Genomic DNA, 26,170 nt, shown 5'->3' on the forward strand with positions numbered 1-26,170 from the left:
AGAAACAGTCAACATTGAAAATTATTTAATCAATTTCTTGCCCAGTACTTTTTACTAAACGTCCGCCTGCATACTTATAAATGCCAGATATGTGAATAAAGCGATTGATATTATCCAGGTTTAAGGATTTATCTTTTAATGAGAGCAACGGTTTACCTAATTTATCTCTTGGAATTTTGTCTGGTGCTAAAGGGAGAATATCGTTTTGATTCACATAAATCGAGACATAAGCTTCATTCACCTTATTTTCTTTCGTTTTGATGATTTCTTTGATGTCTTTCTCTTCTGCATAAATTGGACGAGAAATCATTTGTCTTGGTAAATTGGCAACGATTCGCTCCCAAGAATAAATATTATTTCCATCCGCAGAGTAAAGACCAATAAAAATTTCTTGCTGACCGCTGCGTAGTGCGATGCGGTTAGCCAAATGTGCTGCCATTTTTACTTTATCCTGAGATGAATCCAAATGATGGGCAAATTTTTCGCGTATTTCCCGCAAGTTTTTACCAATTACTCTAAGAAAATTAGACTCCTCCCAAGGCCCTTTTGCAAGGGTTTCATCCAAGGCTTGTAAAACAGCTTCTGCTTGTTGTGCCGATAATTCATCTTTCATACGGAATGCTTATTACGTTGGTTCTAGTCACACGTTATAATCGAACATTTGATCATGAATGTGATCAAACAAGAATTGCATATTTTTTTTTCATCTTATTATAGAGTATAACACCAATCAACAAGTATGCAGATTGGCTTATCTTTTCTTTTGAAATACAAATTGGACAGCTAAAATCCAGGCTTTTGCGGAGATGGCTCTGATGATTCCGGTGCCGGTTCGGTGTTCTTTCCAAGGCTTGATAAATTTTGTTTAGACAATCCACCATAGGGGGATTTGGAGGCAGCATTGCTGTCAAGACTCATATCTGGACCAGCATTTTTAATTTCTTTTATTCTGATTGATAAATGGTTCAGAGCTTCTAGCGCTGCTTCAAGTACAGCAGCGGGGCGATAAGCAACCATCTGCTCAACTTTATTTTTAAGCTGTTGCACAGGCCCCTCGACTTCGGCATGTAAATATCCCTGAGTAATGCGCTCAGATTTATCCTGAGCAAAAAAGGTTTCGCGGCGATGAGCCCATACGCTTTTCTCATGATTGCTGCTAGCCATAAAACCCCCTGAAAAATACATCTGCTACATAGAAGTAGACTAACAGAATATTGGTTACTTTAATCTGCAATTAAGCTTAATTTGCAATTTTTTTACATTTTTATTAATGCCGTCAGTCGTACATTAACTCGTCTAAAGGCGTATAATCCTTGCTGGGCCCTCCTTGGATAAGCTCATTAACCACATCCGTCATACACAAGAGACGCAAAACGTTGGGTGTTACATCATCAAACACCACACGAGAGCCTAAGAGCGAGCCCTCAGCTTCTTCAAATGATATCCCTAAACCATATCCAAGGCACAAAGAACATAATTGATCCGCTCTACGCGCAATGGCAGGTAAAAGACCAGTGTAAGCAAAAACCTCATCAAAACTGACAAAACGGTCATTTAAATAAAATTTAGCATTCAAACTGGCGGCTATTAAAGACATGCTTTTGCTAATATCAGGTTTCATCTGCGCCACCAGGGTTGGGAAGACCTAATGGGACCTGCCAAAAAAGTCCTTAACCAGCGTAAAAAAACAGGCACTGTAAATCCATAATGCTCAAGTATGCCAAAAAATAAAGCAGATACGATGACTAATATCCCGGTCCAAATGCGAATGTGCATTAGAAAGAGAAAAATTGGAAATGCTGCCCGTGCGTCTACCATGAAAAAGCGAGCACTTCGGGCTGAATCGCGCCAATGAGCTGTAGAAGAAAAACCACCACTAGCCATAACCTAACCCTTTTCAAATATATAATAAAAGTATATCGCGCAGGCAAGGTAATGCAAGCGTGGAAACTTAAATCTAAGGATGGCAGTATTACTTAGTATCGTTTGGCTGCAAACGTTTCTTGAAACTTGGGCTTAGGCAATTCGCCAAGATTTCAGCAGGATTAGGTTCAGGTTTTTCCATAGAAAAATTGGGTTTAGCTGTTTTTAAAGAAGCTTCTGTAGCCGTCAAAGATGCCGTTTTTTCTTCTTTAAAAGTATTTTGAGTAGACGAAGAAGCACCCATTCGATTTAACATACGACTTGTGCTGCTCATAATATCTCACTTTTTGCCCCAAGTTTTTCCATTTTATAATGTAAAAATTAAGGTTTTATTAAGAATGGTAAACTTGCCTCAAAAATTTTCCTGTAATAAAGTACGCGCATGCAGCTTATTTATACTCACATATGAACGGACGCTACCTTGCACTGGCCATAGTAGTGATTACTGGCTGCGCAATTATCTTTCAACAAAATGTGTCCCTTCTAATAGAGTGGATAACGAAGTTAGGATGGATTGCACCTATTTTGTTTCTGGTTCTGTATTGCTTTGCTACTATTTTCTTTCTGCCAACCATGATGCTTACTTTGGCAGGAGGCGCCATTTTCGGCCCATTTCTAGGGATAATTTATAATTTGCTCGGCGCCACGCTTGGCGCTGCTTGTGCATTTTGCATCAGTCGGCATCTGGTTAGCGATGAATTGATCGGCATAAATCAAAAACGGATTAATAAATTTATCCTCGGAGTTGAGGAACGTGGTTGGCAATTTGTGGCAATACTTCGCTTATTACCCGTGGTTCCTTTTAGTCTTGTAAATTATGGATTGGGACTAACCCGTATAAAATTTACCCAATACATGTGGGCCACTGTCATTTTTCTAATCCCTTTGGAAATTATTTATACTTATTGCGGCCATCTCGGCATGACGCTCATGACACACTCCAGTAGCATTTACCGCTATTCAGGTTTACTTGGAATAGGCATCATTCTATTGTTATTAGGGGTATACCAAATGTATAAAAAAATAACGCTGGGCAAAGGAAAATAAAAATCGAATGCAGCATGCAATCCTTGCTGGCAGCAATATTGCATTACTTAAGCTTGATTCATTCGCTGTCACCGAGCAAAAGCATTTGACAGCGAACCTTGATGCGGATTAATGATGCAGCGTAAAATTAATCCAAATCTTCGAATACTTCTCTTAAATCTTCATCCAATCTCCGCTTTTCCAGCAACTCTTCCCAACGCTTGCGGGCACTGGAAACCGTGTCGACAATGATTTCCTCTGGATCAACAAATTCATCTTCTGCTATTAAATCTTTTTCTTCTTCATCATCAAATAGTTCGCGATTCATACTATCCCCTTTAATAGGCTAAGAAACATTACTCCACCCTATCCAGTGGAACCTATTTAATTTTGCAAGCTATATACCTGATTTTTTTTCATTTGCCTAGTAGATTTCTAACTTAATTAAAACTTGAACTTCAAGATGCCACACGTAATAATTCTGTGCGTTAAAAACGGGTGTGCAAAGCATGAGCGAGGAAACCAGACGGAAATTAAGGGATGCGTATCGCTTGGTGCGGAAAAATTTATCTGCCGACTACCAAGAAATTACCTCTTATAAAATTTGTGAGAACTTGCTGCAATTTCCACCTTATCTGGCAGCCTCACGCATTGGCTTGTATTTTGCGGTAAATGGTGAAGCATCCTTGCAGCATTTATGGAAAACGGCAATGCAACAAGGGAAAAAATGTTATTTTCCAATTCATAAAAAAGATGATTCGTTATCTTTTTTGCCTGCTGATGCCACGACAACATTGATAAAAAATAATTTGGGTATCCTTGAACCTGCACCTGGAACGCAAACGCCCTTTGTAGCCAAAGAACTCGATATTATTTTAATTCCGGCGGTAGCATTGGATAAGCAAGGCCACCGTTTAGGCATGGGAGCTGGTTGTTACGATCGCACTTTGGCAAATTGTCATAAGCCTTTACTGATCGGGGTAGCCTATGCGTTTCAATGCGTACCTTCCATTCCTGCGCAACCGTGGGACATCACTTTGAATGTTATAGCGACCGAACAAGATATTTATTGGAGTAAACCATGACTCGTCACTATTGGCTTTTAAAATCTGAGCCTGATTGCTTTAGCATTGATGATCTGCGCAATGCTCCTGAGCAAACAACACCATGGGATGGAGTACGCAATTATCAAGCGCGTAATTTCATCCGGGATGGTATGAATCCTGGCGATTTAGCTTTTTTTTATCATTCCAATTGCAATCCACCTGGGATTATTGGCATAGCCGAAATTGTCAGCAAACCCTACCCGGATTATACGGCTTACGATCCAACAAGCGAGCATCCAGATCTTAAAAGCACGCCTGAAAACCCGCGCTGGTACATGGTAGATGTGCGTTTCAAAAAAAAATTTACCCACCTTATTTCTTTGGATGAGCTTAAGCGACATCGGGAATTAGAAAAAATGCCTGTGGTGCGGAAGGGAAATCGGTTATCCGTATTGCCAGTCACTGCAGAAGAATGGGAGTTTATTTTAAAGTTGGGCGAAGCATAGACATGCAAATATCCTATCTTCTGCAGCAAAACGTGGAGAAGATGGGGTGTACTTTAAAGCTTAACTTAAGGCATCTTCGCCTACTTCGCCGGTGCGGACTCGGATTGCTTGCTCCAAATCATAAACAAAAATCTTACCGTCACCGATTTTGCCCGTGTATGCAGCTTTACAAATTGCATCAATTGCTGCCTCTACCATATTATCGGGCAAAGCCAATTCAATTTTTATCTTCGGCAGAAAATCTACCACATACTCAGCGCCACGATAGAGTTCAGTATGTCCTTTTTGCCGGCCAAATCCACGGGTTTCTGAAATAGTAATGCCAGGAATTCCGATTTCCATTAGGGCTTCATGTACATCATCGAGCTTAAATGGCTTGATGATTGCTGTGATCATTTTCATTGCTTACCTTAAAAACGATTATTGATAGCTCATCTAGTTTGATTTTGCTAGACTCTAGAAAAATAATTATTGGAGTTTGTATGTTTGACCCTAAACAATTTGAGGATTTAGCAAAAAAATTATACTCTTCATTACCTAGCAGTTTACAAAATTTTGAAAATGAGATTCAACAAAAATTCAAGGAAATTCTGCAATCTGCATTTACCCATATGGATTTGGTAACACGCGATGAATTTGACGTGCAAACTAAAGTGTTAGCCCGTACCCGTGAAAAACTGGATGCTTTACAACAGCAAGTAAATACATTGCTGGCAAAACAAACAAAAGAAAAATAATTACCTACTCCCTCGACGCGCTTGTGCGGTTTCAGTAGAATAACTTTTCCAACCTCAAAAATAATTATTATCATGAGCTTAGCGATTATAAGGACGCGCAGCAGCATCGGTATTCACGCGCAAGCCGTTTCTGTAGAAGTCCATTTATCCAACGGGTTGCCAGCATTTACCCTCGTCGGTCTTGCCGAAACAGCGGTAAAAGAAAGTAAGGATCGAGTGCGCAGTGCCATCATAAACAGCCAATTTGAATTTCCATGCCGTAAAATCACAGTCAATCTAGCCCCCGCTGATCTTCCTAAAACAGGCAGCGGCTTTGACCTTCCTATTGCAATTGGCATTCTTGCAGCTTCGGGACAATTGCCCATGGAAAAGCTCAAAGGACACGAGTTTATCGGCGAATTGGCTTTGGATGGCAGCTTGCGCAGAATAGCAGGAATCATTCCAGCCGTCTTAGCGGCTCACCGCGACCAACAGCAATTGCTGATCCCTTACGCAAATGCAGAGGAAGCAGCGCTCGTTGGTTCAGAGTGCGTCTCGGCTGCATGCAATCTTCGCGCGGCATGCGGGTATCTATGCCAGGGCACCCCTTTGCCCAAGCTACCCGCCAAGCCGGAAATTGTTCGCAATGATGCCCACCTGGATTGGTCTGATATAAAAGGGCAACAGCATGCAAAACGTGCTTTGGAAATTGCCGCTTGCGGAGGCCACAGTATTTTATTAAGCGGGCCGCCGGGGAGCGGCAAAACCATGTTGGCAACCCGTTTTAGCACGCTGCTCCCTGATCTGTCAGAAGAACAATCGCTAGAGTGCGCTTCCATTCAATCCATCCGCGGCCGCTCGCCTGATTTTACCAATTGGCGCCAACCCCCTTTCCGTTCGCCGCATCATACTGCATCCCCAGTTGCGCTGGTGGGGGGAGGCAATCCGCCAAAACCCGGTGAAATTTCCCTGGCTCACCATGGAATTTTATTTTTGGATGAACTTCCCGAATTCCATCGCCACGTACTTGAAACCTTGCGTGAGCCATTGGAATCGGGACGTATTTGCATCTCAAGAGCGACCACACACGCTGATTTTCCAGCCCGGTTTCAATTACTGGCCGCGATGAACCCTTGCCCTTGTGGACAATGGGGTAATGCCAAGGCGACATGTCATTGTACTCCCGAGCGCATTAACCGTTATTTAGGCAAGCTATCAGCACCTTTGTTAGACCGGATTGACATGCACATCACTGTGCAAGCCCTGAGCGAAGAAGAACTCATTAAGCCTAATACATCGCCTGGCAAAGAAAGTTTAGCAATAAGAGAACTTGTAGCCGAGGTACGGTTGAGACAAATGCACCGGCAAGGCTGCATCAATGCCCAGCTAGGCGCAAAAGATTGTGAGCGGGTATGTGCATTGAATACACAGGAACAAGATTTTTTGTTTCAAGTCATGCATAAACTAAAATTATCTGCCCGTGCCTTTCATCGTTTGTTGAAAGTAGCGCGCACTATTGCGGACATAAGGCGTGCCGAGCCCGTCACTTTGGTAGATTTGCAACAAGCTTTATCTTTCAGGCAAATCTTTAAAATGCCTGGGTAGATTTACGATGCGTGCTGCATCAAAGCTTCCAGGATAGCCATGCGCATAAATACGCCATTTTGTACTTGTTTCAAGATAAAGGCTTGAGGACTATCTGCTACCTCGCTATCAAGTTCTACTCCCCGATTGATAGGGCCAGGATGCATAACCATGGCATCAGCTTTGGCATATTTAACCGTATTTGCAGTGATTGCATAATCGCGATGGTAGCGGGCAAAATCCAACTCTTCCCCTGTTTTTAAACGTTCTTTTTGCACGCGCAAACAAATCACTACATCCGCATCAGCAATCCCTTCCTGCAAGGAAGTGGTTGTGCGACCATGATGGATTTTCTCTGGCAGCCAAAGGGAGGGCGCTACCAAAACCAATTCCTTTACTTGCAACAGCTTGCACAAATTCTGCATGGAATTGGCAACACGCGAATGGCGTAAATCTCCAACGATGGCGATTTTAATTTGATCGACATAAGGTTTTTGCTCCATGATGGTCATCATATCCAGCATCGCTTGGGTTGGATGTTCATGCTTGCCATCGCCTGCATTGATTACGTGAATTTTACGGTCAAATTGTTCGGCAATGCGCTTTGGCAACCCTTCTTCGCTATGGCGTATAACAAAGCCGGCAATGCCCATGGCTGCGAGGTTGGCAATAGTGTCTGTGAGCGTTTCGCCTTTACTCTCGGAAGAATTTTGTAAGTCAAGATTAATCACAGGCATGCTTAAGCGTCTTGCGGCCATTTCAAAACTGACGCGTGTACGCGTACTGTTTTCATAAAAAAGATTCGCCACGGTAGTAAGAGGGTAGGCAGGCTGAATACTGCTGTGCTTTAATGCAAATGCCCGCTCAATAAGATGCTTGGCTCCGCCACGGCTGAGCTGGTTTATTTCAAGAAAATGTTTCATGTCTACTCACCAGGAATGCTGCAGCCATTGTTCCAAAATGATGCAGGCCGCAATGCTGTCAATTTCTGATCTTTTAATTTTACGATATCCACCTTGCTCAAACAAATGAGCACGGGCTTCCACGGTAGAAAGCCGTTCATCAACAAGATGCACCGGCAGGGAAAAACGATCTTTCAATTGGTGGGCAAAATTGCGCGCTGCTTCGGTAGTGTAAAGTTCACTATCGTCGATACAAGTGGGTAATCCGACAATCAAGGCCAATGGTCGCCATTCCTGAATAAGTTTGCGAATAAAATCCCAGTTTCGAGGCACGCCCTGCTGCGCTTCAATGGTTGCAAGCGGTGAAGCATTCCCGGTAAGCGATTGCCCAACGGCGACTCCTATGCGCTTAAACCCAAAATCAAACCCAAGATAAATACCTTCACGCATGGCCCACGCTAGACGTTAATTCACTCATTTTTACGCCAATTGTCAAACCTGCATATTCCCAGCGTTCTTCAAATGGCACATCATATAACAATTCGGGGGTACTCGGGCAAACTAGCCAGGAATTTTCCATGATTTCCTTTTCTATCTGATTTTCTCCCCAAGCTGTATAACCTAAGGTAACCAATACGTCCTTAGGTCCATGCTCTTCTGCAATAGCGCGAATGATATCATTTGAAGTGGTCACCGTCACATCATCTCTCAAAAGAAGACTGGAACGCCAATCTCCGAAAGGTCTATGAATGACAAAACCGCGATCGGGCTGCATGGGCCCCCCAAACAATAGTGGCATGAGGCTGCGTTCACTGCGCTTAGGTTGAATCTGCAGTTGATCAAACACAATTCCCAAAGGATACTGCATAGGGCGATTAATCATAAGCCCTACTGCCCCTTGCGCATGATGCTCACAAACATAGACAACTGCTCTTTTGAAATTAGGATCATTTAGTGAGGGCATTGCAATCAGTAAATGATTCGCTAATGACATATTGAGTGCCATGACAAGCCCTCCTTTTTGTCTCTTTGTATTAATTATACACCACGACCCAAATTGTTGATCGCCTTTATGTCAAACAGACGATATTTTTAACATAAAATGAAAAGCATAAATAACTATGGCATTTGTCTAAAATCCCAAGGTAAGATTTGCATCATGTTCTTCATAAAAGGATTTTTGTGGATCACGCACCTGTGAGTATTAAACCTAGGGTTATTTTCTTTTTAAGGGCTTGGGAGCTTGGTGAATTAATTTGGCTGATTATTTCAGTGAGCACCCTCTTGTTTCTCATCAGTTTGTATCTTTATGATAGAAACCAGAAGAAGCGCACCATCTTACGCAATTATCCAGTTATCGGCCATTTCCGTTATGTCGGTGAATATTTGGGAGAGTTTTTCCGCCAATACTTTTTTGCAGGCGATCGCGAAGAGCTGCCTTTCAACCGCGCGGAACGCAACTGGGTATATCGCGCCTCTAAAAATGTAGATACAACGCTAGGTTTCGGCTCTACCCGCCCTTTGAATAATACTGGCACGGTTTATTTCGTAAATGCGCCCTTTCCGCCGCTGGCAACAGATAAAGCACATATCCGTGCCGTAACGATAGGCCCTTTCTGCGCCAAACCATATACTACCACGCATTTTTTTAATATTTCGGCTATGAGTTATGGTGCGATTTCAAAACCGGCAATACAGGCTTTGGGCCGGGGGGCTAAAATGGCCGGATGTTGGCTAAACACAGGTGAAGGCGGCATCGCACCGTATCACTTGGAATCCGGATGCGATATTGTTGCGCAGATAGGTACAGCTAAATATGGTTTTCGTGATCTGGACGGCAAATTATCGGATAAAAAATTGCGCGAATACGCACAAATTGACTGCATAAAAATGTTCGAAATTAAACTAAGTCAAGGTGCTAAACCTGGCAAAGGTGGTATTCTGCCAGCAATAAAAGTAACTGAGGAAATAGCCAAAATCCGCGGGATACCAGTGCACGTTGATTCCATCAGCCCAAGCCGACATATTGATATCAGTAATGTGGAAGAACTGCTCGATGTCATTAACCATGTGCGCGAAATAACTGGAAAACCAGTAGGATGCAAATTTGTATTGGGTAGCTATGACTGGCTGCACGAATTATGTCAAACGATTCACAAGCGCGGGATCCCTTGTGCCCCTGATTTCATCACGCTGGATAGCGCCGATGGCGGCACCGGGGCTTCACCACAAGGTTTAATGGATTACATGGGCATCCCAATTGATGAGTCATTACCCAAGCTGGTTGATTTTCTTGTCCTTTATCATTTGCGCGAACGAATTAAAGTGATTGCGAGCGGTAAATTGATTACGCCAGCAGAAGTCACTTGGGCGCTCTGTGCTGGTGCAGATTTTATTAATTCAGCTCGAGGTTTTATGCTTGCTTTAGGCTGTGTTCAATCGATGAAATGCCACCGCAACACCTGCCCTACAGGGATTGCCACGCATAACAAGCACTTACAGCGCGGCTTGGTCGTGGAAGACAAAGCAGAACGGGTATATCACTACGCCAATAATATGGTGGATGAAGTGGCTATTCTTTGTCATTCCTGTGGGGTGGATGAGCCAAGGCAATTGAAACGCTCGCACGCACGAATTGTGCGCGAAGACGGCTTCTCGGTATCTTTGGCGGAAATATTCCCCGACCAGGAACCTTTAGCGCAATATAAAAGCCTGAGCCACTCTTATCCTTAATTCATCAATGATTTGTCCGCGGGTAGTTTCAGGATAAGCGACAACAGTTTGCGCGGCTTGCCAGACACCATGCGGCCATAAATCGTCATTTATAAAGCGACCTATTACGTGGACATGTAATTGCGAAACGATATTACCCAAGCTCCCTATATTTAATTTATTAGGCTTAAATACATCCTGGACAATAGTAGAAGCCGCGTGCAATTCATCCATGAGCGTGTGGCGTTGCGATGCTGACAATTGCCAAATTTCCTGAATAGCTTTAACGCGTGGCACCAGGATAAGCCATGGAAAATTAACATTGTCTTTCAATAAAATACTTGAAAGTGGCCAGTCGCCTAATTCAAAAGAACTGCATAAGATTCTTGGGTCAATTGTAAATTTCATAGAGAAACTAAAAAAAGAAAGTATTGTAACCTGACTTTTAACTCTATTTAATGCGCAATATAGCTTAATTTTTTAGCCATCTTTTGGTCCATGCTATTTACGCGACTTATTTTTTTATCTAGGCAAGCCGGTGCAAGCTTATGTTCTTCACAATGTTAACGCTTTATGCATCGCTATGCAGCCATTAAATGAAAGCAAAACTTGCAAAAACACTGTTACCAATGCTTTTATACTGAAAGGATTTCATTGCTTGCGAGAAAAGGATGTATTCAAAACACAAAATCATTTCGTTATTTTGGAGAGGCTTACTTACTTTGCTGCCTTTCTATCTTACGCTTTATTTTATATTTTGGTTGCTACAAAGCATCGAAGCCATTTCCAGCCAGGTTCTCCAAAAAATCTTGGGAACTTATTACATCCCTGGAATGGGATTGTTAACCGCTTTATTAATCGTGTTTTTAACCGGTTTATTGCTGCAAACTTATATAACCCGGCATATGGCATTCGTTGTACAGCGTTTTATGAGCCGGCTACCTATTATTGGCGATGTCTATCAGGCAATTCAAACCTTCATTAAATATCTGACCTCTCCTACCAAACCAGATGGCGAAGACGTGGTCATGGTTCATTTTAAAGCGTTGAATATTAAAGTCCTTGGCATTGTAACGCGCACCAGCTTTGATAAGGCGCCTGCCGGCATCGGCGACGATACATTAATTTCAGTGTATCTGCCGATGAGTTATCAAATTGGCGGTTATACCGTCTATGTACCTAAAGATGCAGTCACGAAAGTTGAATTATCCCAAAAAGAGGCAATGAAATGGGCATTTATGGGGGGAATAGGACAATAAAACCTCTTTATAATTATTCTTCTTTACTAAACTTTAAGTGAAACTACCGGATAATAAAGGACAGTCTATGGACAAAAATCTGGAAAAAATTGCCAATCCGCTTAAATTCTACAAGCATCCTTTTGAAGTTGAAAATGACGCTGAATTATCCATTGATGATAAAATTAAACTTTTGACAAATTGGTTGGATGATATCGAATTAAGACAAGTTGCTGAAGAAGAGAACATGCCAGCAAGTAATGAATCACGTCATTATACAGCCGAGGTAGAAAAATTGTTGCATAAATATCAACAAGAAAAAGCTGATAAAGTGTCTTGATACCGTTGCACCCTATGTCTATTGATTTAAAGCGTACAGGTTCTCATGAGATTGCGAATAAAATACGCAATCCCATGCCAGCCTATGCGAGTATGCAAATCCGCGATTCGCTCCTTAAGGGGTGAACCGGGTGCCTTAAATGAGCAAGTCTTACGTTTTCAACACAAGCTCTGTGCATCCGCGATAAGAAGTGCAATAATGATGTTTTTTTAATTGGGTTGTCAAAATGTACAAATTTTTTGCTTATTTTTTAATCGTATTATTAAGCTTCGGTCTTACCATGAATGAAGCAGCAGCCAAGCGTTTTGGTGGCGGGCGGAGTTTTGGCGTGCAACGTTCGCATAGCAGTTTTTCTCATTCTGCCCCTAAAAACACCAAACCTTTAGGCCAGCGCTCGAATAGCAGCCGTTGGGGCGGGATGCTTGGCGGGTTATTGATTGGCGGCTTACTGGCCAGTTTATTTATGCAACATGGATTGGCAAGCGGTCTGGTAACCTGGGCGATTTTAGGTTTATTAGGATTGCTGATATTTAATTTCTTCCGCAAAAAACAAACTCTCAATTATCAAACCGCGTCTCAAGCGTTCGGACGAGGCCAAACACGAAATGATTATCGCCAAGAACCTTATTTCGCAGATGAAACCCAAGATTTCGATACTGAAAGCTTCCTGCGTGAGGCAAAAGTCATGTTTATACGCTTGCAGAATGCTTATGATCAAAAAAACATGCAAGATTTAACTGCTTTCACTGTCCCTGAAGTGTTTGCAGAAATTAAAATGCAATTGGACGAACGCGGCGATGAACCTAATGTTACAGAAATTGGTACCTTAAACGCACAATTGCTGGATGTAACCAAACAGCCAGACGGCATGATGATAAGCGTACGCTTCACAGGTTTAATTAAGGAAAATGATGCGTCCATCCCTCTAAATGAAATTTGGCATTTCCGCAAATTTACCCACAGCTCCCAATGGGTAGTGGGTGGCATACAACAAGAAATGGAAACTGGCCAAACTTATTAATGCCAAAAACATTCAAGAAGAATTTATATGCTTGAAACCATACAGCCATTTCTTCTTTCTTTTATGATAGGGTTGCTCATAGGGATAGAGCGCGAGCGCAGCCACGCTGAAGGAAGCAAAGCGATTGGCATGCGCACCTTCATTCTTTTATCTATTTTAGGGACATTGGCGGCCCAAATACATGCCCCATACATCACCCTAATGCTCAGCTTATTTGTTTTTTCGGCCCTATTGTTTGGTTATTTTCGCTTTACCGAGATCAGAAAAAAAACAAATGAAATTGGCATCACAACTGAAATGGCAGGCGCTGCAGTTTATTTATTAGGTTATTTAATATGGAAAGAGAAATTATTAGCGCTTTCCATTGCCACAGTTATTTTGTTAATTCTTTACGGACGGCAAAGCTTGCACAGGTTTGCCAAGGAAAAAATTACTGCCAAAGAAATTGAAGCTTCCATTACCATCATCATTATTTCTCTAGTGATTGTGTCTTTTTTACCCGACAAAGTCATTGATCCCTGGGGATTATTTAATCCACAAAATTTTGGAATTATCGTATTAATACTCGCTGCTTTACAATTTGGAGGCTATGTTGCCATCCGCTTGTTTGGCGAGGGTTTAGGCATGTTGTTACTCGGTTTTTTTGGCGGCCTAGCTTCCTCTACTGCCGTATTTGCTTCATTGGCTCACGCTAACGCGAAAAAAAGTAGGAAACAAAGTACAACTTCGGCAATCGTAGCAGGCATTTTTGCCACAATCGCGACGTTATGCGGCTTTTTAATTGTTATATTCTATACAGCCCCTTCTTTATTAAAAATTATCATATGGCCGATTCTCGCAACCATTGTATTTGGCATGGCTGCTTCATGGTTATGCTTGCGTTACAATCAACAGCAAAAAATTACCGTAACACCCCCCAATCCTCTAGACATCAAAGCTATTTTCAAGCTGGCGTTTTTAATTGGGGGAATTTTGTTATTGGTAGGCTTAATCAATCAGCATATTGGTGAATCTGCCCTACCCCTGACTTCTTTTATTACTGGTTTATTTGAAATTCATGGTATGGCTTATGCAGTCGCATTGCTCTATCAGGATAAAGGCCTATCCCTAACTACTGCCACACAATTACTAGGGATTATGATCGTGGCGAGTTTTATTTCTAAATTCATTTTGATTTGGGTGATAGCACATAATCGTTTTGCAGTGATCATGAGTTTATTTTTAGCTGGTATGCTTGGGGTGGCTACAGCAGTTTACTTTGGCGTGTTTTTTTTCCATTTTTTCATTTAAATAAAGCTAACTCACTTGCGCGAGTTAGCTTATACAAAGAATTACTCCTCTGTATCATAACCAGTGGAAGTATTCATGTCTGTAGTAGTGGATGTGCCTGTTGTACTATCTGTACTAGTCGTAGTACCTGTGCCAGTGTCTGAGCTGGTGCCAGCATCCATTCCTGTACCTGTATTCATATCGGAAGTGGTTCCTGTACTGGTATCACCATTCACAGTGCCTGTATCTGTAGTGGTACTGGTGCCTGTGGTGCTATCGGTTCCACTGGTTGTATCCATAGTACCAGTACTGGTGGTTGTACCTGTTCCTGTAGTTGAACTATCCATGCCGGTAGTGGAACTTGTACCTCCGTTTACGTCACTGCCTGTTCCCATCGTGTTGGTTGTGCTGCTGCCTCCTGAGTCAGTATTGGCAAATCCTGCGGTGCTAAAAGCCAATGTGGCTAACAATACATAAAATATCCTTTTCATAATTTTTGCTCCTAAAAAATTTTTCTTAATCTCCTGCTCACTCAACGTTTATTATTTTTATATTTCTCTCCTAAGGGATAGATCAATCAAAAAGAGAATGCAAATAGAAAACACATAACTTTTGGAACCATCTTGAAACTATTACTATTTTTTTTGCCCTAACTTCTTCGGTTTTTAAAAGATAGCCACCGGATTTATTCAATATCGTTTTGTGCATTTTTTAAAAAAAATGTTAAATAATATTATAATTAAAACATCCATATGAATGCTGTAAGCAAGGGCAGGGATTTTTATGGGACTACGCCAATATCACAATAAAAGGAATTTTAGCAAAACCCCTGAACCTAAAGGACAGGTACATAAAAAAAACAAATTTTTATTTATCATCCAAAAACATGCCGCCAGCCATTTGCATTATGATTTCCGTATTGAATTGGATGGAGTTCTTAAAAGCTGGGCAGTTCCCAAAGGTCCCTGTCTTGATCCTGATGTCAAGCGATTAGCCATGCATGTGGAGGATCACCCCATCGAATATGGCACTTTTGAAGGCATTATCCCTAAAGGTGAATATGGCGGCGGTACAGTATTGCTTTGGGATAAAGGAAGTTGGAAACCTTTGGATGAAAACCCCGAACAAGCGTATCAAAAAGGCCATTTACGCTTTGAATTGGATGCACAAAAATTAAAAGGAAGATGGGATTTAATCCGCTTTAAGACGGAAGCAAATGCCTGGTTCCTTATAAAATACAAAGATGGCTATGCTCGCCTTTTAAGCGATTATGATATTACTAAAGAGGAACCTGACAGCGTAATATCTAACCAATCCATTGATGAGATTGCCGAAAATTATAATGCAGTGTGGACAAGAACCGGTTTTAAAAAAATAAATAAACCACGCTTTGAAAAAGCCAGTCTCGAATTACCTACAGCGCCATTTCCTAAGCTTATTTCTCCGCAATTGGCTACTTTGGTTGACGCACCTCCTGAAGGAGATGATTGGCTCCATGAGATAAAATTGGACGGATATCGCATCCTTGCGTTTAAAGAAGGTAAACATATAAAACTTATATCCAGAAATAACAAGGACTGGACTGCTGAATTTCTAAGCATTGCCAATGAATTAAAAAAATTGCCATTAAGTAAGCTTATCCTCGATGGAGAATTGGTTTTTTTAGACGAAAAACACCGGTCTAACTTCCAGTTATTACAAAATTCCATCAAAGAAAATGAAGGCGCTTTTCTCTATTATGTCTTTGACCTTTTGTATTATGACCAATGGGATATACGTTCCTTGCCGTTGCTAGAAAGAAAAAAATTGCTTGAACCATTATTACTAAATACTTCTCCTTCTATCCGCTACAGCGATCATGTAATAGGGCAAGGGAAAGAAATGTTTAAATGTTCTTGTCAATTTGCCTTAGAAGGCATTATCTCCAAGCGCGTCGATAGCCCTTACACTCCAAAACGCTCTAAATCCTGGTTAAAAATAAAATGCGTCCAAAGACAGGAGTTTGTCATCGGCGGCTTCTCACCGCCTCGGGGTTCGCGTGCGTATTTTGGCTCTTTATACATAGGCATTTATGATAATGGTAAATTTATCTATTGCGGGAATGTAGGGACGGGTTTTACAGAAACTTCTTTAGACATCATTTATTCCAAGTTAAAAAACTTAGTCACTGCAAAAAATCCTTTTAATATAAATCCTCCGGGCATTAGAACAGCAACATGGGTTAAGCCCGTTTTAGTCGTGGAAATTGAATTTTCTGAATGGACCAGTGATGGAAGGTTGCGCCACCCCAGCTTTAAAGGTCTGCGGGAAGATAAAAAACCCGAACAAGTGACCCGCGAAAAAGAAGAGCACATTGAAAATATTGCTACGGATACACCCAGAGGAAAGCAAAACCATACAGGACTTAAAATATCGAATCCCAATAAGATCCTATATAAGGAAGACCATATTACAAAAGGTGACATTTGTGAGTATTATTCCGAAGTATGTCCTTATATCTTGCCATATATTCGCAATCGTCCGTTAACTTTGGTGCGCTGCCCAACGGATTACAAGGAATGTTTTTATCAAAAACATTTTAACAAATCTTCGGCCAAAACGTTAAAACCCATGCCGATTAAAAATAATAATGATGATGGCATTGAAGAATATATGTATCTGACCGATAAAGGAGGATTGCTTGGACTCGTACAAATGGGGGTTTTGGAAATTCACCCATGGGGAAGCACCATCGAGCATTTAGAGTATCCTGATATCATCACTTTTGATTTAGATCCTTCGCCAGAACTTAAATGGTCACAAGTTGTAGGTGCAGCTTTCGAAATAAAAGAATATCTTGCTGAATTAAATTTAAAATCATTTATAAAAAGTACAGGGGGTAAAGGCTTACACGTGGTCATTCCCATAAAACCAGAGCATTCTTGGGATGTAATTAAAAATTTTTCAGAACTTTTTGCACGGTTTGTCGAACAACAAAGTCCGGAAAAATACGTTTCTAATATGGCAAAAATAAAGCGTAAGGGAAAAATTTTTCTTGATTATCTTCGCAACCAACGCAATGCAACTGCCATTGCACCTTATTCAACACGGGCTAAACTGCATGCCCCTGTCGCAACACCACTGCATTGGGATGAGCTTACCCATCGAATCAACGATACTCTTTTTACGATAAAAACCTTACCTAAACGCTTGCTCGCATTGCAGCAAGATCCTTGGGAAGAATTCTGGAATATTAAGCAATCCTTAAATATCAACCTATAATTTACGCTGCTTCATTTCTGACTAAAAGCTTAATAAATTATCTAGACTTTCCGGAGAATGTTTTTAATAACCAGTCAAATCCTGTATCCGCCATTTCTTGTCTGCGTTTTTGCTGTAAAGATTCAATTAAAACTAAAATTTGTCGACTAATTAAATCTAATTGAGCGGCATTTTTTTCCACATAAGCAATTAAGCGCAATTGCTCCGTATTAGGGTTACTATTACGCCATTGCTTACATTGATCAAAAAATACCCAATTATCCATTTTTTGGGAAGAATAAAGCTTATTTAAGCGCATCAAAGTCCGAGGATCAATTCCCTCTATTTGACTTTCAGCGGCTTGCAATTTTTCTAACTGCGCATGCGCTGCCTCCAATTGACTCTCTACGATTTCAACGTAAATTGGAAGCAAGTTCAGACCGTACCAAGTATTATTTTTAGCCATAATAGTGTTCATTGGTAAGTGCGTGGTCTTAATCAGTTAAGTATAAACAATTTAAAAAATCAATTTATTCTAACTTCGTAATTTTTTACTGCCACCTGAAAAAATACGCAGTTAAGGCCCTACTTTTTATTACCCAAATCGGGGAAAACACGCGTTTCTCCCTGGTACTTAGCCGTAGCATCGCTTGCGGGAAATGTCTCTTCCAAAGCTTCGTCTAAATCATCATCCTTTTTTATTTTCTTTAAGCTTTCTTTTCTAGGGGGTGAAGATTTTTCAGATTTTTTATCCAGTTTCGATTTTTCCATTCCTGTCTCCTCCTTGCTTTACATTAAGTATAACAAATGTACACCGTTTCATTTTCTAAAAAAATCAAAGAAAATTTAATTCAACTATCAAGATGTTAACTTTTTTACCAGGGAAAGTTGCTTGCACTACGGAAATTTTTGACCTATTCGTTTAGGTGCAAACAAACAAAAGGAGATTGCAATGGATAATAAAATGGATGATAAATGGAATTCCCAAAAATCCGGACAACAAAATAATCAACAAAATCAGACTGGTCAAAATCAACAAACTGGCCAAAATAGACAACAAGGACAAAACTGGCAGCAAAACCAAAAATCTGGCCACCCTTCTGAGAACATGGGCCAAGAAAAAGGCCAGGGAAATGAACAAGGCTCACAACGAGGCTTAGGTGGCGATCGCAATAGTACCTTCGGTAACAAAGAAGGCAAAACAACCAATGAGCAAACGCAGGAAAAGTCTCAATCTGGTCCACGTCGACAATAAGAAACCGCAAAACTTAAGATCGAAACGATCTTAAGTTTTGTTATCGATATTACGGCAATGATTCAAATAAAAAATGAATTTTTTGAATTATGTGGGAAAAAAATTATTCCTGGGCAAAAAATTAAATTTTTATATGATTTTTCAAGTTTATTTACGCGAAGAAAATTAAAAATTCCCATTCATGTATTTCATGGGCTTAATCCGGGACCCAAATTATTTATTTTTAGCACGCTGCATGGCGACGAGTTGAATGGCATTGAAATTGTGAATAGATTACACAAGCATGCCGCTTTGGAACAACTTTCTGGAACACTAATTACAGTCCCGGTTGCCAATCCATATGGGCTCATGCTGCAAACAAGAAACATAAAGAATAGGGATTTAAACCGCTCATTTCCGGGTGGTGAAAATGGCAGTCTTGCCTCACGGCTAACTTACTTTTACACCAATGAAATTGTTAAAAAATGCCACTATGGCATCGATCTGCATTCCGGCGGCCGCTGTTTGTTTAATTTCCCGCATGTAAGGATTTCAAAATCAAGTGATGCGAAAACATTGGCGAAAGAATTCGGCGTACCCATTTTAGGCACACCTGTACCCAATAAATCACTAAGAAAAATAGCCCTTGAGCAGCATATTCCTTTATTAGTATTCGAAGGAGGAGAAGCGCAGCGGCTCAATGAAGATTGCATTGAAATCGGTTTACAAGGGATTTTAAATATTTTATCTCATTTGAATATGATTGGTCCGGAGTGGAAAACCCTAAACACTTTTTTTTCCCAATATTACAGTGCCACGAAATGGATTAGAGCTCCCGTTAGCGGGCTTTTGAAAACGAATAAAAATCTTATTTCTTCCATTATAAAAGATCAAATATTGGCCGAACTTTCTGATCCATTTGATATTGAAAAACCAATTAATGTTCTTGCTACTTGTGATGGAATTATTTTTGCTAAAACCACAGAGCCAATGGTCAATGAAGGTGACCCATTATTTCATGTTTGCATGCGTTAACATCAGGTTGGCCTGTGAAGGCCAACCTTAGCAAACTCACTCGCGATTGAAATCATCAATGGCTTTTTTTGCTTCTTCCTTTGAATATCCATAATGTTTTTGCAATTTTCCAAATATTTCTTGCTGGTTTCCTTCTAGCTCATCGAGTTCATCGTCGGTGATTTTCCCCCAGGTTTTTTTAATTTTTCCTTTTACTTCTTCCCATTTTCCCTGAAAAATATCTTTGTTCATTTCCTTTCTCCCTATGTAGTTTTCCTGGGATGGCTTTATCTCCATCCTCTTAATTAAATATAGTAAGAAATTTCAGAATTTAATTGATTTTTTTAAAAATTAAACTATATTTGTTCTTCTTGTGTTTTTTATAAGCAAGCTCTATAGTTTAATAAGAGGGATTGTTTAAGGAGAACATGATGCCTAAAGGAGATAAATCAAAATATACTGATAAGCAAAAAAGACAAGCTGAGCATATTGAAGACAGCTATCGCAAAAAGGGAGTCTCTAAGGATGAAGCGGAAGAAAGAGCCTGGCGAACTGTGAATAAAGAATCAGGCGGAGGCAAAAAAGGTTAATTTGCAAAAAAGAGTTTATTATGCAAGTTTCTTCAATCGAATCTTCATTAAATGATACTTAGGTAGTTACACCGAGTTAAAGACTTTGGTCATTTCCGTGATGAATTACAATCCTATTTTACGTATGTATTGCACGTTAAGATAAGCCGCATGAGGATTTAATCACATCTTTTGCGGCGTAATTACCTTTGATTTAAAGGGAATGTATTATGATCAATGAGAGCCAGGGTATCCCATTCATCGTGCTGGAAATCTGGATGAGTTCATTTAGCCTATGGCTAAAGATTTAAGCGATCTGAATGTAGATATAAGACAGTCTGTGCAGGAGGCATCCAATTTATTTTTATTATGAATAAACTGGATGATAATTTGGCTGAGAAAGTTTTAAATGCATTACCACGCAAACTTCGTGAGGCATTGATAAACTAGAAAGAATAGCTTCAATTCAAGCTGTTCTTTCTAGAGGGAAATCTTAATCTTCTCTCATGCTGTTCATACCCCAGCATGCACCAAAACAAGTGGATACCGCCCCGATAAAAAATAAGATGAAAACGACAAACGCGCCCCAAGCTAAATCACGGGTAGTAGGTGCCACTTTATTAGCGGGTTCGACTGAAGTCGCTGCCGCATCATTTCTTTCGGCAGGCAATAAGGTATCCGACGTGGTATCTAAATTCTTACCTGAAACCAAACCAGAATGGGTAATACCTGCAGTATAGACAGCCACGTAATTGCTTACATGAGCTGCAAAGACAGCACTTAGGATTAATGCCAAACTCCAGGTAACAAAGCCGTATAAAATCCCATAATTGCGCTTGGGTGTATAATATCGGCCGAGATAACCTGCGGCATACCCTGCAGCCACCATGGAAACTACGGTGGCGATAATTAAGCCAAGCAAACCGCCAATGGTCAATACGAGCCCACCATTATCGTTTACTGAAAATGCACCAAGGCCAATAGCTACTCCAAACAAATTTAATAAAAACCCAAGGCCAACACCAACTAAGGCTCCTACAAAAACAGCAGTCCACGAAATACGCTTGAAAAAATGAGGCGCCGGAGGCGGCGGTGTTGTTATAGTATGCTGCATTATTTTATCTCCCTATAAAAATAATTTAAAAGATCCGAGCCAGTAACCATATGATTAATAATATGGTAAAGGGTACTCCCAACAACCACGCAATAAGATATTTAAGCACTTATTTCTCCTTGTTATGTTGAAAATTTTTACTCTCCTGTTTTTTTATCTTTGATCGCTTTGTAATTCTTAATCAGCTTCTTAAGTTCTGTTTCGGATAAATCATCCAAAATTAAAGAACGATTATCAGCAGCCTTTAGCGATTTAATTAACTCATCCAACTTCAAGTTTAGGATAGCTGTATCCCGGTTTTGGGCGTTTTGAATCAAAAAAACGATTAAAAACGTGATGACGGTAGTACTGGTATTGATAATGAGTTGCCAAGTATCGGAATAATTAAACAATGGGCCTGTGATCAACCAAATTACACAAAATAGACATGCAAAAAGAAAACTCCAGAAGCTGCCGACTACATCACACGTCTTTTTAGCCAACCTGGAAAAATCCCAACTTGAGGGACTTTTATTTTGCCGCTTCGTTGCCATAGTCACTCCACTTCACCCAATACCATTTGCGAATTTAAAAAATCTTTCTTCGTGAATGTTAACTTAGTACAACTACTTTAATTTTTCTATTCTACACATCATCACCATTTAAGCTACTCCTTTTCTATATTTCACGATAAGGCACCACCGACTTGGTGATATTTGCATTACATGCTTTTTTATTTTGCAAAAATGCCACGATTGCTGGGTACAATAAATCAAAATTGGGCGAGGGTCCCACGTACACATGCTCAAATAATTGTCCGTCGTGACGCATGCTTGCTATATCCAGCAAAATATAAGGTATAAGTGTAGTCTTGCTGCTCCTAAATTTAATATCTTCGCTTAAATAATCTTCATATAAGCGACTGACGATGCGCCATTCACATTCTTCATAAAATAACGGATCTTTAATTTGAATAAAGGTGTTTATCAATAAATTTTTAATTTGATGCAGCGCTCTTGGCGACGTGGGTTTTCTTAAAGATGCCTGAGTTAAATCTCTTTTATTTTCATCAAATAAGTTTAACAGTTTAGGGAAAAGTGCTTTTAAAATTTCAATTTGCTTATCTTTTTTATAGATGCATTTCACCAGCAGTAATTGGTTGGCTTTCGCATAGCATTCAAGATCTGCCACTTTAAATCCCAGGCTTACGCCGATGCCATAAGGAGTATATGCCCGCCACTGGCTTAATAGATTCCCTTTTTCCGAAAGGGAAAAAGAAAAAATATAGGGAGGATCTGCCTGCATGGCTTCAAGCCAATGCTGAATATATTCAAACAAATAAACACAGCGCCGGTACGCTTGTTGTTTCTTCATTTTTTCGAGCAATTCAACAAAATGGCTCATTCCATATTTGATTTCATGATAATCGTTTAGATAATAAATATGGGAAGCAATCAAAGACTTCGTGTCGACGATATTAAATAAAATATCATGGCTGGTATAATGATACAGGACATCAGGCTGTTTTGATTTCATGTTCATAGATCTCATATAGCAGAAAATTCAAGCTCCTGCTTTTGTCTCTCTTACACTTCGAATTCTTTATTTTTCTGCTGGCTAATGATCTCTCCCGATAAATAAATCCACATTAATTAAAAAATCTGGCAAAATAAACGGCAGAAATACTTGGATTTGCTTAAAATTTCCCTTTCACTAGAATTATTAATTTTTTCTTTTATAATTAATTCGTTAAATTAACTCACGATAAGGATATCCCATGAAACAAAAGACTATTTATAGCTTAGTATTATCTTGCTCTTTACTGGCTGCATGCGCAAATAATCCGAATCCCAATTTTCCCATGATGACTGCGAAACAATCCAATTCACAAGTCGTTGGGGATTTGGTTGTGCTTAATAAAAATGAAATTGCTGCCGCTAATTTGGCTGCGAAAAAAGCCGCCAGCCCAACCGTTAGAAGATACGCGGCATTTTTAGCAAGAGAACATAGAACAAATTTACAAACTACCTTAAGCCTTGGACGTAAAATCGGCTCCCCTTCAGAAATGAGTGATCTCTCTCGCAGTTTGCAAACCCAGGGCCAGCAAGAAATGGCACAATTAAATTCATTAAGCAATGCTGCTTTTGATAGAGCTTATATTGATTCGATGGTTAAAGATCATCAAGAAGCCATTCAGTTGATTGATCAACAATTGCTTAAAAATTCCACCAATCCTACATTGACCAAGCATTTGGAAAAAACCCGTCATCACATTTCCATGCATTTGGAGAAAGCTCGTTTGATTCAACGCGAATTAAACGGCGTACAACAATAATTACTATCCGTGGTCTTGGATTTTAACCAAGACCACTTTTTCTGCATCAAAATGGTTTCATTACCATGAGATAAAAGACAATTAACAAGCTAATAAAAGCGGGCCATCCTAAAAGAAACCACCATCTAAAATAAAAAAAATACTCTTGTGGTAATGTTAAGCCACTCCTTGCCGCATAAACAGTAAGGTTGCGGATTTTAATTTGCAGAAAAACGACGGGTATCCAACACGCTGCGGCAATGAGATATCCAATAATACTTCCCAAAACCCATAATGAGGTGAAGGAATAACCGGCGATAAAAACCATCCATAATCCTGTCACAGGCTGTACTATGCCTGAAGTACCAGTGAATATCCAATCTACAAGGACTACATATTCATTGATGATGGCCATGGCATGTACATCCTTTTTGTAATGACCATACCACATCACGCATGCTGTGCCCAAACCGGTACCAAATAAAATAGTCGATGATACAATATGAATGTATTTCAGCCATAAATAGAGCATTTATTTTTTTTCCATAAAATACAACATGGCAATACTGACCAAAATGGGTATATTTTTTACAACAGGACCAAAAGGCTCCAGCCAGAAATAAGGTAACCTAAATGTAATGATCAAGGTATAAACCAAAATAACGACTATTTGTACTAGACAAATTAGTTTTGTTCGGTAGTTCAATAACAAAGCCATGCCAATGAGTGCATTAAGCATCACAGCACTGTAAAGCAGCGGCGATTGCCAGGAAGAATTAATTCCTGACTCGCCCAGCAACTGGTAAGCGTCTTTTACAGAAACTGGCAAGAGACTGACCATTGCTGCTACTAACCACATAAAAGCCAAACTGATTCTTAACAGCGGTCGCATAAAAAACAATCGGGCATACCATTTATCCTGTATTGCTGCGGGTGTTTTGTTTAACCCCTCATTAAAATTCATGGGCGAAAACCCCGCTGCTTTAATGAATGCCTCTGTTTGCTCGGGAGTAGCCCTATTGCCACGCTCTAACATTTGGATCGCAGCGGAATTTATCACCGAATAAGAAATATAATTTCCCACTACAGCAAAAATATTTATTAGTCTTATCGGGATACGAAGCAAACGCGCTTTCTTTAATCCCAGCCATTGGCGCAAGCTCAATAGGATGTTTTTCAGACTAATAGGCTTAGAAGATACCGCCGCTAACGTCAATGATGCGGAAATTTGCTTTTCGCAGAAATTTACTACAGCCTTGCTTAAATCGCTCACGTGGATGGGTTGAAAAGTTTGCTCGCCTTTACCTGGAATGGGTATCAACAGAGGTAATGCCGAAATAGTACGCAAAACTGTCATGCTGCCTGCAGATCCTGGCCCATAAATAAATGAAGGACGCAGAATAATGTAAGGGATCCCTAAAGAATGTAAACATTTCTCGGCTGCAAGTTTGCTCTTTGCATAATCATTGTCATAATTTTCAATGCCCAACGCAGAAATATGAATAATTTTCTTAATGCGCGCCTGCCGGGCTGCCTCATAAATGATCTTTGGCGTATTGTAGTGCAAAGCCCACATAATTTTTTTATCGTAATGATAAAAAATTCCTGCACAATTTATAATGACATCAATATTGGCAAGTCTTTGTAACCAAGCTGCGGTGGATTGTTCGTTTAAAAAATCACAAGTAAAAACTTGCGCGTTTGGATAGCGGGCGCGGGCGCTCTCTTCCTGCCGCACTGCACATATAACTTGATGCCCTCTGTTAAGGAGTCTGGAAGTTACCCATGATCCTAAAAAACCTGAAGAGCCCAAGATTAAGATATTCATATATTAGCAACTTTTTTTTCTATTCGTAGAAAGTGCTTATAACCCAGGTACCCGCCCCAACAACTGGACAAAGCACCGATAAAAAAAAGCATAAATGTCAATATTGCATTCAAGACAATTTCTTTTTTATTGGTTTCAATATTAATGCTAAGAGGAGAATTGTGGGTCTTATGGGCTGCTGTTTCTGTAAGCATAGGAGCGCCATTGGTTAGTTTTACGCTTACTAGGTTGGAAGTAAAATTTGTATGAAACGCAGAATATTGAATCATATTGGTAATCAACATAAGAGTGAATATTAATAATACAGACCAAGCCAGGAATCCAATCAATACTCCCCAGTAGCGTGCCCATCCTGCCGGTGTTAATCTTCCTGCTATCCACCCGGTTAAAAACATGGCTATCACGGCCGCAAAACAGAAGAACAAGAATCCTAACAGTGAAAAATCGGTTCGACCTGACCAGGTTACTGAAAAGCTAACTATTCCAAGCCCCAAAGCTAAAAGATTTAATAAAAAATTCAAACCGACCCCAGCGATTGCCCCCGCTAAAATAGCTGACCATGAGACAGGAGAGTTTTTTATTTTTAATGTCATTT

36 protein-coding genes are annotated in these 26,170 nt (G+C 40.2%); 15 read left to right on the plus strand and 21 right to left on the minus strand.

What is annotated here, in order from left to right; all coding sequences use genetic code 11:
• Positions 1 to 25 precede the first annotated feature (25 nt).
• From icmQ to NKV53_RS02285, 5 genes are all read right to left on the minus strand, one after another.
• Positions 26 to 613, minus strand: coding sequence for a Dot/Icm secretion system protein IcmQ (gene icmQ / locus NKV53_RS02265; RefSeq protein WP_126954022.1), 588 nt, complete (start codon positions 611 to 613; stop codon positions 26 to 28).
• A 170-nt stretch (positions 614 to 783) separates the two neighbouring features.
• The gene (locus tag NKV53_RS02270) at positions 784 to 1,164 is read right to left on the minus strand and encodes a hypothetical protein (RefSeq protein WP_126954021.1); all 381 of its coding nucleotides are present in this window, start codon (positions 1,162 to 1,164) and stop codon (positions 784 to 786) included.
• A gap of 112 nt (positions 1,165 to 1,276) precedes the next feature.
• Positions 1,277 to 1,621, minus strand: coding sequence for a type IV secretion IcmS family protein (locus NKV53_RS02275; RefSeq protein WP_126954020.1), 345 nt, complete (start codon positions 1,619 to 1,621; stop codon positions 1,277 to 1,279).
• Positions 1,618 to 1,884, minus strand: a complete 267-nt coding sequence (icmT, locus tag NKV53_RS02280) for an IcmT/TraK family protein (RefSeq protein ID WP_126954019.1) — start codon at positions 1,882 to 1,884, stop codon at positions 1,618 to 1,620. The genes NKV53_RS02275 and icmT overlap by 4 nt, the downstream gene beginning before the upstream one ends.
• Before the next feature lie 88 nt (positions 1,885 to 1,972).
• Positions 1,973 to 2,197 (minus strand): hypothetical protein, encoded by a 225-nt coding sequence (locus tag NKV53_RS02285; RefSeq protein ID WP_126954018.1) that lies wholly within the window; start codon positions 2,195 to 2,197, stop codon positions 1,973 to 1,975.
• A gap of 131 nt (positions 2,198 to 2,328) precedes the next feature.
• Here NKV53_RS02285 and NKV53_RS02290 point away from each other — a divergent pair, with 131 nt between their 5' ends.
• Positions 2,329 to 2,970, plus strand: coding sequence for a TVP38/TMEM64 family protein (locus tag NKV53_RS02290; RefSeq protein WP_233588828.1), 642 nt, complete (start codon positions 2,329 to 2,331; stop codon positions 2,968 to 2,970).
• Positions 2,971 to 3,097: 127 nt separating this feature from the next.
• On the opposite strand, the gene NKV53_RS02295 is transcribed toward NKV53_RS02290, so the two are convergent.
• Positions 3,098 to 3,277: a hypothetical protein gene (locus tag NKV53_RS02295; RefSeq protein ID WP_126954017.1), complete on the minus strand. Its 180-nt coding sequence runs from the start codon at positions 3,275 to 3,277 to the stop codon at positions 3,098 to 3,100.
• Between the two features lie 181 nt (positions 3,278 to 3,458).
• Between NKV53_RS02295 and NKV53_RS02300 the strand changes: the two genes are divergently transcribed.
• Positions 3,459 to 4,034 carry a 5-formyltetrahydrofolate cyclo-ligase gene (locus tag NKV53_RS02300; RefSeq protein ID WP_127057040.1) on the plus strand — a complete coding sequence of 192 codons (576 nt, stop codon included), beginning with the start codon at positions 3,459 to 3,461 and terminating at the stop codon, positions 4,032 to 4,034.
• Complete coding sequence (locus tag NKV53_RS02305) at positions 4,031 to 4,501, plus strand: EVE domain-containing protein (RefSeq protein ID WP_127032370.1); 471 nt, start codon at positions 4,031 to 4,033, stop codon at positions 4,499 to 4,501. The genes NKV53_RS02300 and NKV53_RS02305 overlap by 4 nt, the downstream gene beginning before the upstream one ends.
• Positions 4,502 to 4,561: 60 nt before the next feature.
• On the opposite strand, the gene NKV53_RS02310 is transcribed toward NKV53_RS02305, so the two are convergent.
• Complete coding sequence (locus tag NKV53_RS02310; protein ID WP_127032369.1) at positions 4,562 to 4,903, minus strand: P-II family nitrogen regulator; 342 nt, start codon at positions 4,901 to 4,903, stop codon at positions 4,562 to 4,564.
• A gap of 80 nt (positions 4,904 to 4,983) precedes the next feature.
• Between NKV53_RS02310 and NKV53_RS02315 the strand changes: the two genes are divergently transcribed.
• On the plus strand, positions 4,984 to 5,238 hold the full coding sequence (locus NKV53_RS02315; RefSeq protein ID WP_126954013.1) for an accessory factor UbiK family protein: 255 nt from the start codon (positions 4,984 to 4,986) through the stop codon (positions 5,236 to 5,238).
• 72 nt (positions 5,239 to 5,310) lie between these two features.
• Complete coding sequence (locus NKV53_RS02320; protein WP_126954012.1) at positions 5,311 to 6,822, plus strand: YifB family Mg chelatase-like AAA ATPase; 1,512 nt, start codon at positions 5,311 to 5,313, stop codon at positions 6,820 to 6,822.
• A gap of 2 nt (positions 6,823 to 6,824) precedes the next feature.
• On the opposite strand, the gene NKV53_RS02325 is transcribed toward NKV53_RS02320, so the two are convergent.
• Genes NKV53_RS02325 through NKV53_RS02335 form a run of 3 tightly spaced genes read right to left on the minus strand, consistent with a single transcriptional unit; the run spans position 6,825 to position 8,709 of the window.
• Positions 6,825 to 7,724 (minus strand): aspartate carbamoyltransferase catalytic subunit, encoded by a 900-nt coding sequence (locus NKV53_RS02325; protein WP_127032367.1) that lies wholly within the window; start codon positions 7,722 to 7,724, stop codon positions 6,825 to 6,827.
• 6 nt (positions 7,725 to 7,730) lie between these two features.
• Positions 7,731 to 8,153 (minus strand): Holliday junction resolvase RuvX, encoded by a 423-nt coding sequence (gene ruvX / locus NKV53_RS02330; protein ID WP_253350628.1) that lies wholly within the window; start codon positions 8,151 to 8,153, stop codon positions 7,731 to 7,733.
• A complete protein-coding gene (locus NKV53_RS02335; protein WP_126954009.1) occupies positions 8,146 to 8,709 on the minus strand; it encodes a YqgE/AlgH family protein in 564 nt (187 codons plus the stop codon). The genes ruvX and NKV53_RS02335 overlap by 8 nt, the downstream gene beginning before the upstream one ends.
• 176 nt (positions 8,710 to 8,885) lie before the next feature.
• Here NKV53_RS02335 and NKV53_RS02340 point away from each other — a divergent pair, with 176 nt between their 5' ends.
• Positions 8,886 to 10,436 carry an FMN-binding glutamate synthase family protein gene (locus NKV53_RS02340; RefSeq protein WP_233579560.1) on the plus strand — a complete coding sequence of 517 codons (1,551 nt, stop codon included), beginning with the start codon at positions 8,886 to 8,888 and terminating at the stop codon, positions 10,434 to 10,436.
• Here the strand turns inward: NKV53_RS02340 and NKV53_RS02345 are convergent.
• Positions 10,398 to 10,823 (minus strand): HIT family protein, encoded by a 426-nt coding sequence (locus NKV53_RS02345; protein ID WP_126954008.1) that lies wholly within the window; start codon positions 10,821 to 10,823, stop codon positions 10,398 to 10,400. The genes NKV53_RS02340 and NKV53_RS02345 overlap by 39 nt on opposite strands.
• Before the next feature lie 263 nt (positions 10,824 to 11,086).
• On the opposite strand from NKV53_RS02345, the gene NKV53_RS02350 reads away from it, so the two are divergent.
• From NKV53_RS02350 to NKV53_RS02365, 4 genes are all read left to right on the plus strand, one after another.
• The gene (locus NKV53_RS02350) at positions 11,087 to 11,674 is read left to right on the plus strand and encodes a DUF502 domain-containing protein (protein ID WP_253350630.1); all 588 of its coding nucleotides are present in this window, start codon (positions 11,087 to 11,089) and stop codon (positions 11,672 to 11,674) included.
• A 67-nt stretch (positions 11,675 to 11,741) separates the two neighbouring features.
• A complete protein-coding gene (locus tag NKV53_RS02355) occupies positions 11,742 to 11,993 on the plus strand; it encodes a hypothetical protein (protein WP_127032366.1) in 252 nt (83 codons plus the stop codon).
• Between the two features lie 226 nt (positions 11,994 to 12,219).
• Positions 12,220 to 13,014: a Tim44 domain-containing protein gene (locus NKV53_RS02360; protein ID WP_253350632.1), complete on the plus strand. Its 795-nt coding sequence runs from the start codon at positions 12,220 to 12,222 to the stop codon at positions 13,012 to 13,014.
• 27 nt (positions 13,015 to 13,041) lie between these two features.
• Positions 13,042 to 14,304 (plus strand): MgtC/SapB family protein, encoded by a 1,263-nt coding sequence (locus NKV53_RS02365; protein ID WP_253350634.1) that lies wholly within the window; start codon positions 13,042 to 13,044, stop codon positions 14,302 to 14,304.
• 41 nt (positions 14,305 to 14,345) lie between these two features.
• On the opposite strand, the gene NKV53_RS02370 is transcribed toward NKV53_RS02365, so the two are convergent.
• Positions 14,346 to 14,774 (minus strand): hypothetical protein, encoded by a 429-nt coding sequence (locus tag NKV53_RS02370; protein WP_126954003.1) that lies wholly within the window; start codon positions 14,772 to 14,774, stop codon positions 14,346 to 14,348.
• Positions 14,775 to 15,066: 292 nt separating this feature from the next.
• Here NKV53_RS02370 and ligD point away from each other — a divergent pair, with 292 nt between their 5' ends.
• The gene (ligD, locus tag NKV53_RS02375) at positions 15,067 to 17,544 is read left to right on the plus strand and encodes a DNA ligase D (RefSeq protein WP_126954002.1); all 2,478 of its coding nucleotides are present in this window, start codon (positions 15,067 to 15,069) and stop codon (positions 17,542 to 17,544) included.
• A 37-nt stretch (positions 17,545 to 17,581) separates the two neighbouring features.
• On the opposite strand, the gene NKV53_RS02380 is transcribed toward ligD, so the two are convergent.
• Positions 17,582 to 17,989: a hypothetical protein gene (locus NKV53_RS02380; protein WP_126954001.1), complete on the minus strand. Its 408-nt coding sequence runs from the start codon at positions 17,987 to 17,989 to the stop codon at positions 17,582 to 17,584.
• Positions 17,990 to 18,108: 119 nt separating this feature from the next.
• Positions 18,109 to 18,294: a hypothetical protein gene (locus tag NKV53_RS02385; protein WP_127032361.1), complete on the minus strand. Its 186-nt coding sequence runs from the start codon at positions 18,292 to 18,294 to the stop codon at positions 18,109 to 18,111.
• Positions 18,295 to 18,475: 181 nt separating this feature from the next.
• On the opposite strand from NKV53_RS02385, the gene NKV53_RS02390 reads away from it, so the two are divergent.
• The gene (locus NKV53_RS02390; RefSeq protein WP_126953999.1) at positions 18,476 to 18,778 is read left to right on the plus strand and encodes a hypothetical protein; all 303 of its coding nucleotides are present in this window, start codon (positions 18,476 to 18,478) and stop codon (positions 18,776 to 18,778) included.
• 57 nt (positions 18,779 to 18,835) lie between these two features.
• Complete coding sequence (locus NKV53_RS02395; protein WP_126953998.1) at positions 18,836 to 19,792, plus strand: succinylglutamate desuccinylase/aspartoacylase family protein; 957 nt, start codon at positions 18,836 to 18,838, stop codon at positions 19,790 to 19,792.
• A gap of 36 nt (positions 19,793 to 19,828) precedes the next feature.
• Here NKV53_RS02395 and NKV53_RS02400 read toward each other — a convergent pair whose 3' ends face one another.
• A complete protein-coding gene (locus tag NKV53_RS02400) occupies positions 19,829 to 20,023 on the minus strand; it encodes a CsbD family protein (protein WP_126953997.1) in 195 nt (64 codons plus the stop codon).
• Between the two features lie 176 nt (positions 20,024 to 20,199).
• On the opposite strand from NKV53_RS02400, the gene NKV53_RS02405 reads away from it, so the two are divergent.
• Positions 20,200 to 20,361, plus strand: a complete 162-nt coding sequence (locus tag NKV53_RS02405; RefSeq protein WP_158614981.1) for a hypothetical protein — start codon at positions 20,200 to 20,202, stop codon at positions 20,359 to 20,361.
• 472 nt (positions 20,362 to 20,833) lie between these two features.
• Here the strand turns inward: NKV53_RS02405 and NKV53_RS02410 are convergent, their stop codons facing one another.
• From NKV53_RS02410 to NKV53_RS02420, 3 genes are all read right to left on the minus strand, one after another.
• Positions 20,834 to 21,454, minus strand: a complete 621-nt coding sequence (locus tag NKV53_RS02410) for a hypothetical protein (protein WP_126953996.1) — start codon at positions 21,452 to 21,454, stop codon at positions 20,834 to 20,836.
• Between the two features lie 137 nt (positions 21,455 to 21,591).
• A complete protein-coding gene (locus NKV53_RS02415; protein WP_126953995.1) occupies positions 21,592 to 21,987 on the minus strand; it encodes a low affinity iron permease family protein in 396 nt (131 codons plus the stop codon).
• Positions 21,988 to 22,111: 124 nt separating this feature from the next.
• Positions 22,112 to 22,969: a DUF2971 domain-containing protein gene (locus tag NKV53_RS02420; protein WP_158614980.1), complete on the minus strand. Its 858-nt coding sequence runs from the start codon at positions 22,967 to 22,969 to the stop codon at positions 22,112 to 22,114.
• Between the two features lie 241 nt (positions 22,970 to 23,210).
• Between NKV53_RS02420 and NKV53_RS02425 the strand changes: the two genes are divergently transcribed.
• Positions 23,211 to 23,768, plus strand: a complete 558-nt coding sequence (locus NKV53_RS02425) for a DUF4142 domain-containing protein (RefSeq protein ID WP_127032359.1) — start codon at positions 23,211 to 23,213, stop codon at positions 23,766 to 23,768.
• 46 nt (positions 23,769 to 23,814) lie between these two features.
• Here NKV53_RS02425 and NKV53_RS02430 read toward each other — a convergent pair whose 3' ends face one another.
• The 3 genes from NKV53_RS02430 to NKV53_RS02440 are packed head-to-tail and all read right to left on the minus strand — an operon-like array spanning position 23,815 to position 26,168.
• Positions 23,815 to 24,279 (minus strand): DUF2269 domain-containing protein, encoded by a 465-nt coding sequence (locus NKV53_RS02430; protein WP_126953992.1) that lies wholly within the window; start codon positions 24,277 to 24,279, stop codon positions 23,815 to 23,817.
• On the minus strand, positions 24,280 to 25,575 hold the full coding sequence (locus NKV53_RS02435; RefSeq protein WP_127111594.1) for an SDR family oxidoreductase: 1,296 nt from the start codon (positions 25,573 to 25,575) through the stop codon (positions 24,280 to 24,282).
• A complete protein-coding gene (locus NKV53_RS02440; RefSeq protein WP_126953990.1) occupies positions 25,572 to 26,168 on the minus strand; it encodes a hypothetical protein in 597 nt (198 codons plus the stop codon). Before NKV53_RS02440 ends, NKV53_RS02435 begins: the two co-directional genes overlap by 4 nt.
• Between the last annotated feature and the right edge of the window lie 2 nt (positions 26,169 to 26,170).

Source organism: Legionella sp. 27cVA30 (assembly GCF_024160945.1).
GTDB classification, from domain to species: Bacteria; Pseudomonadota; Gammaproteobacteria; order Legionellales; family Legionellaceae; genus Legionella_A; species Legionella_A septentrionalis.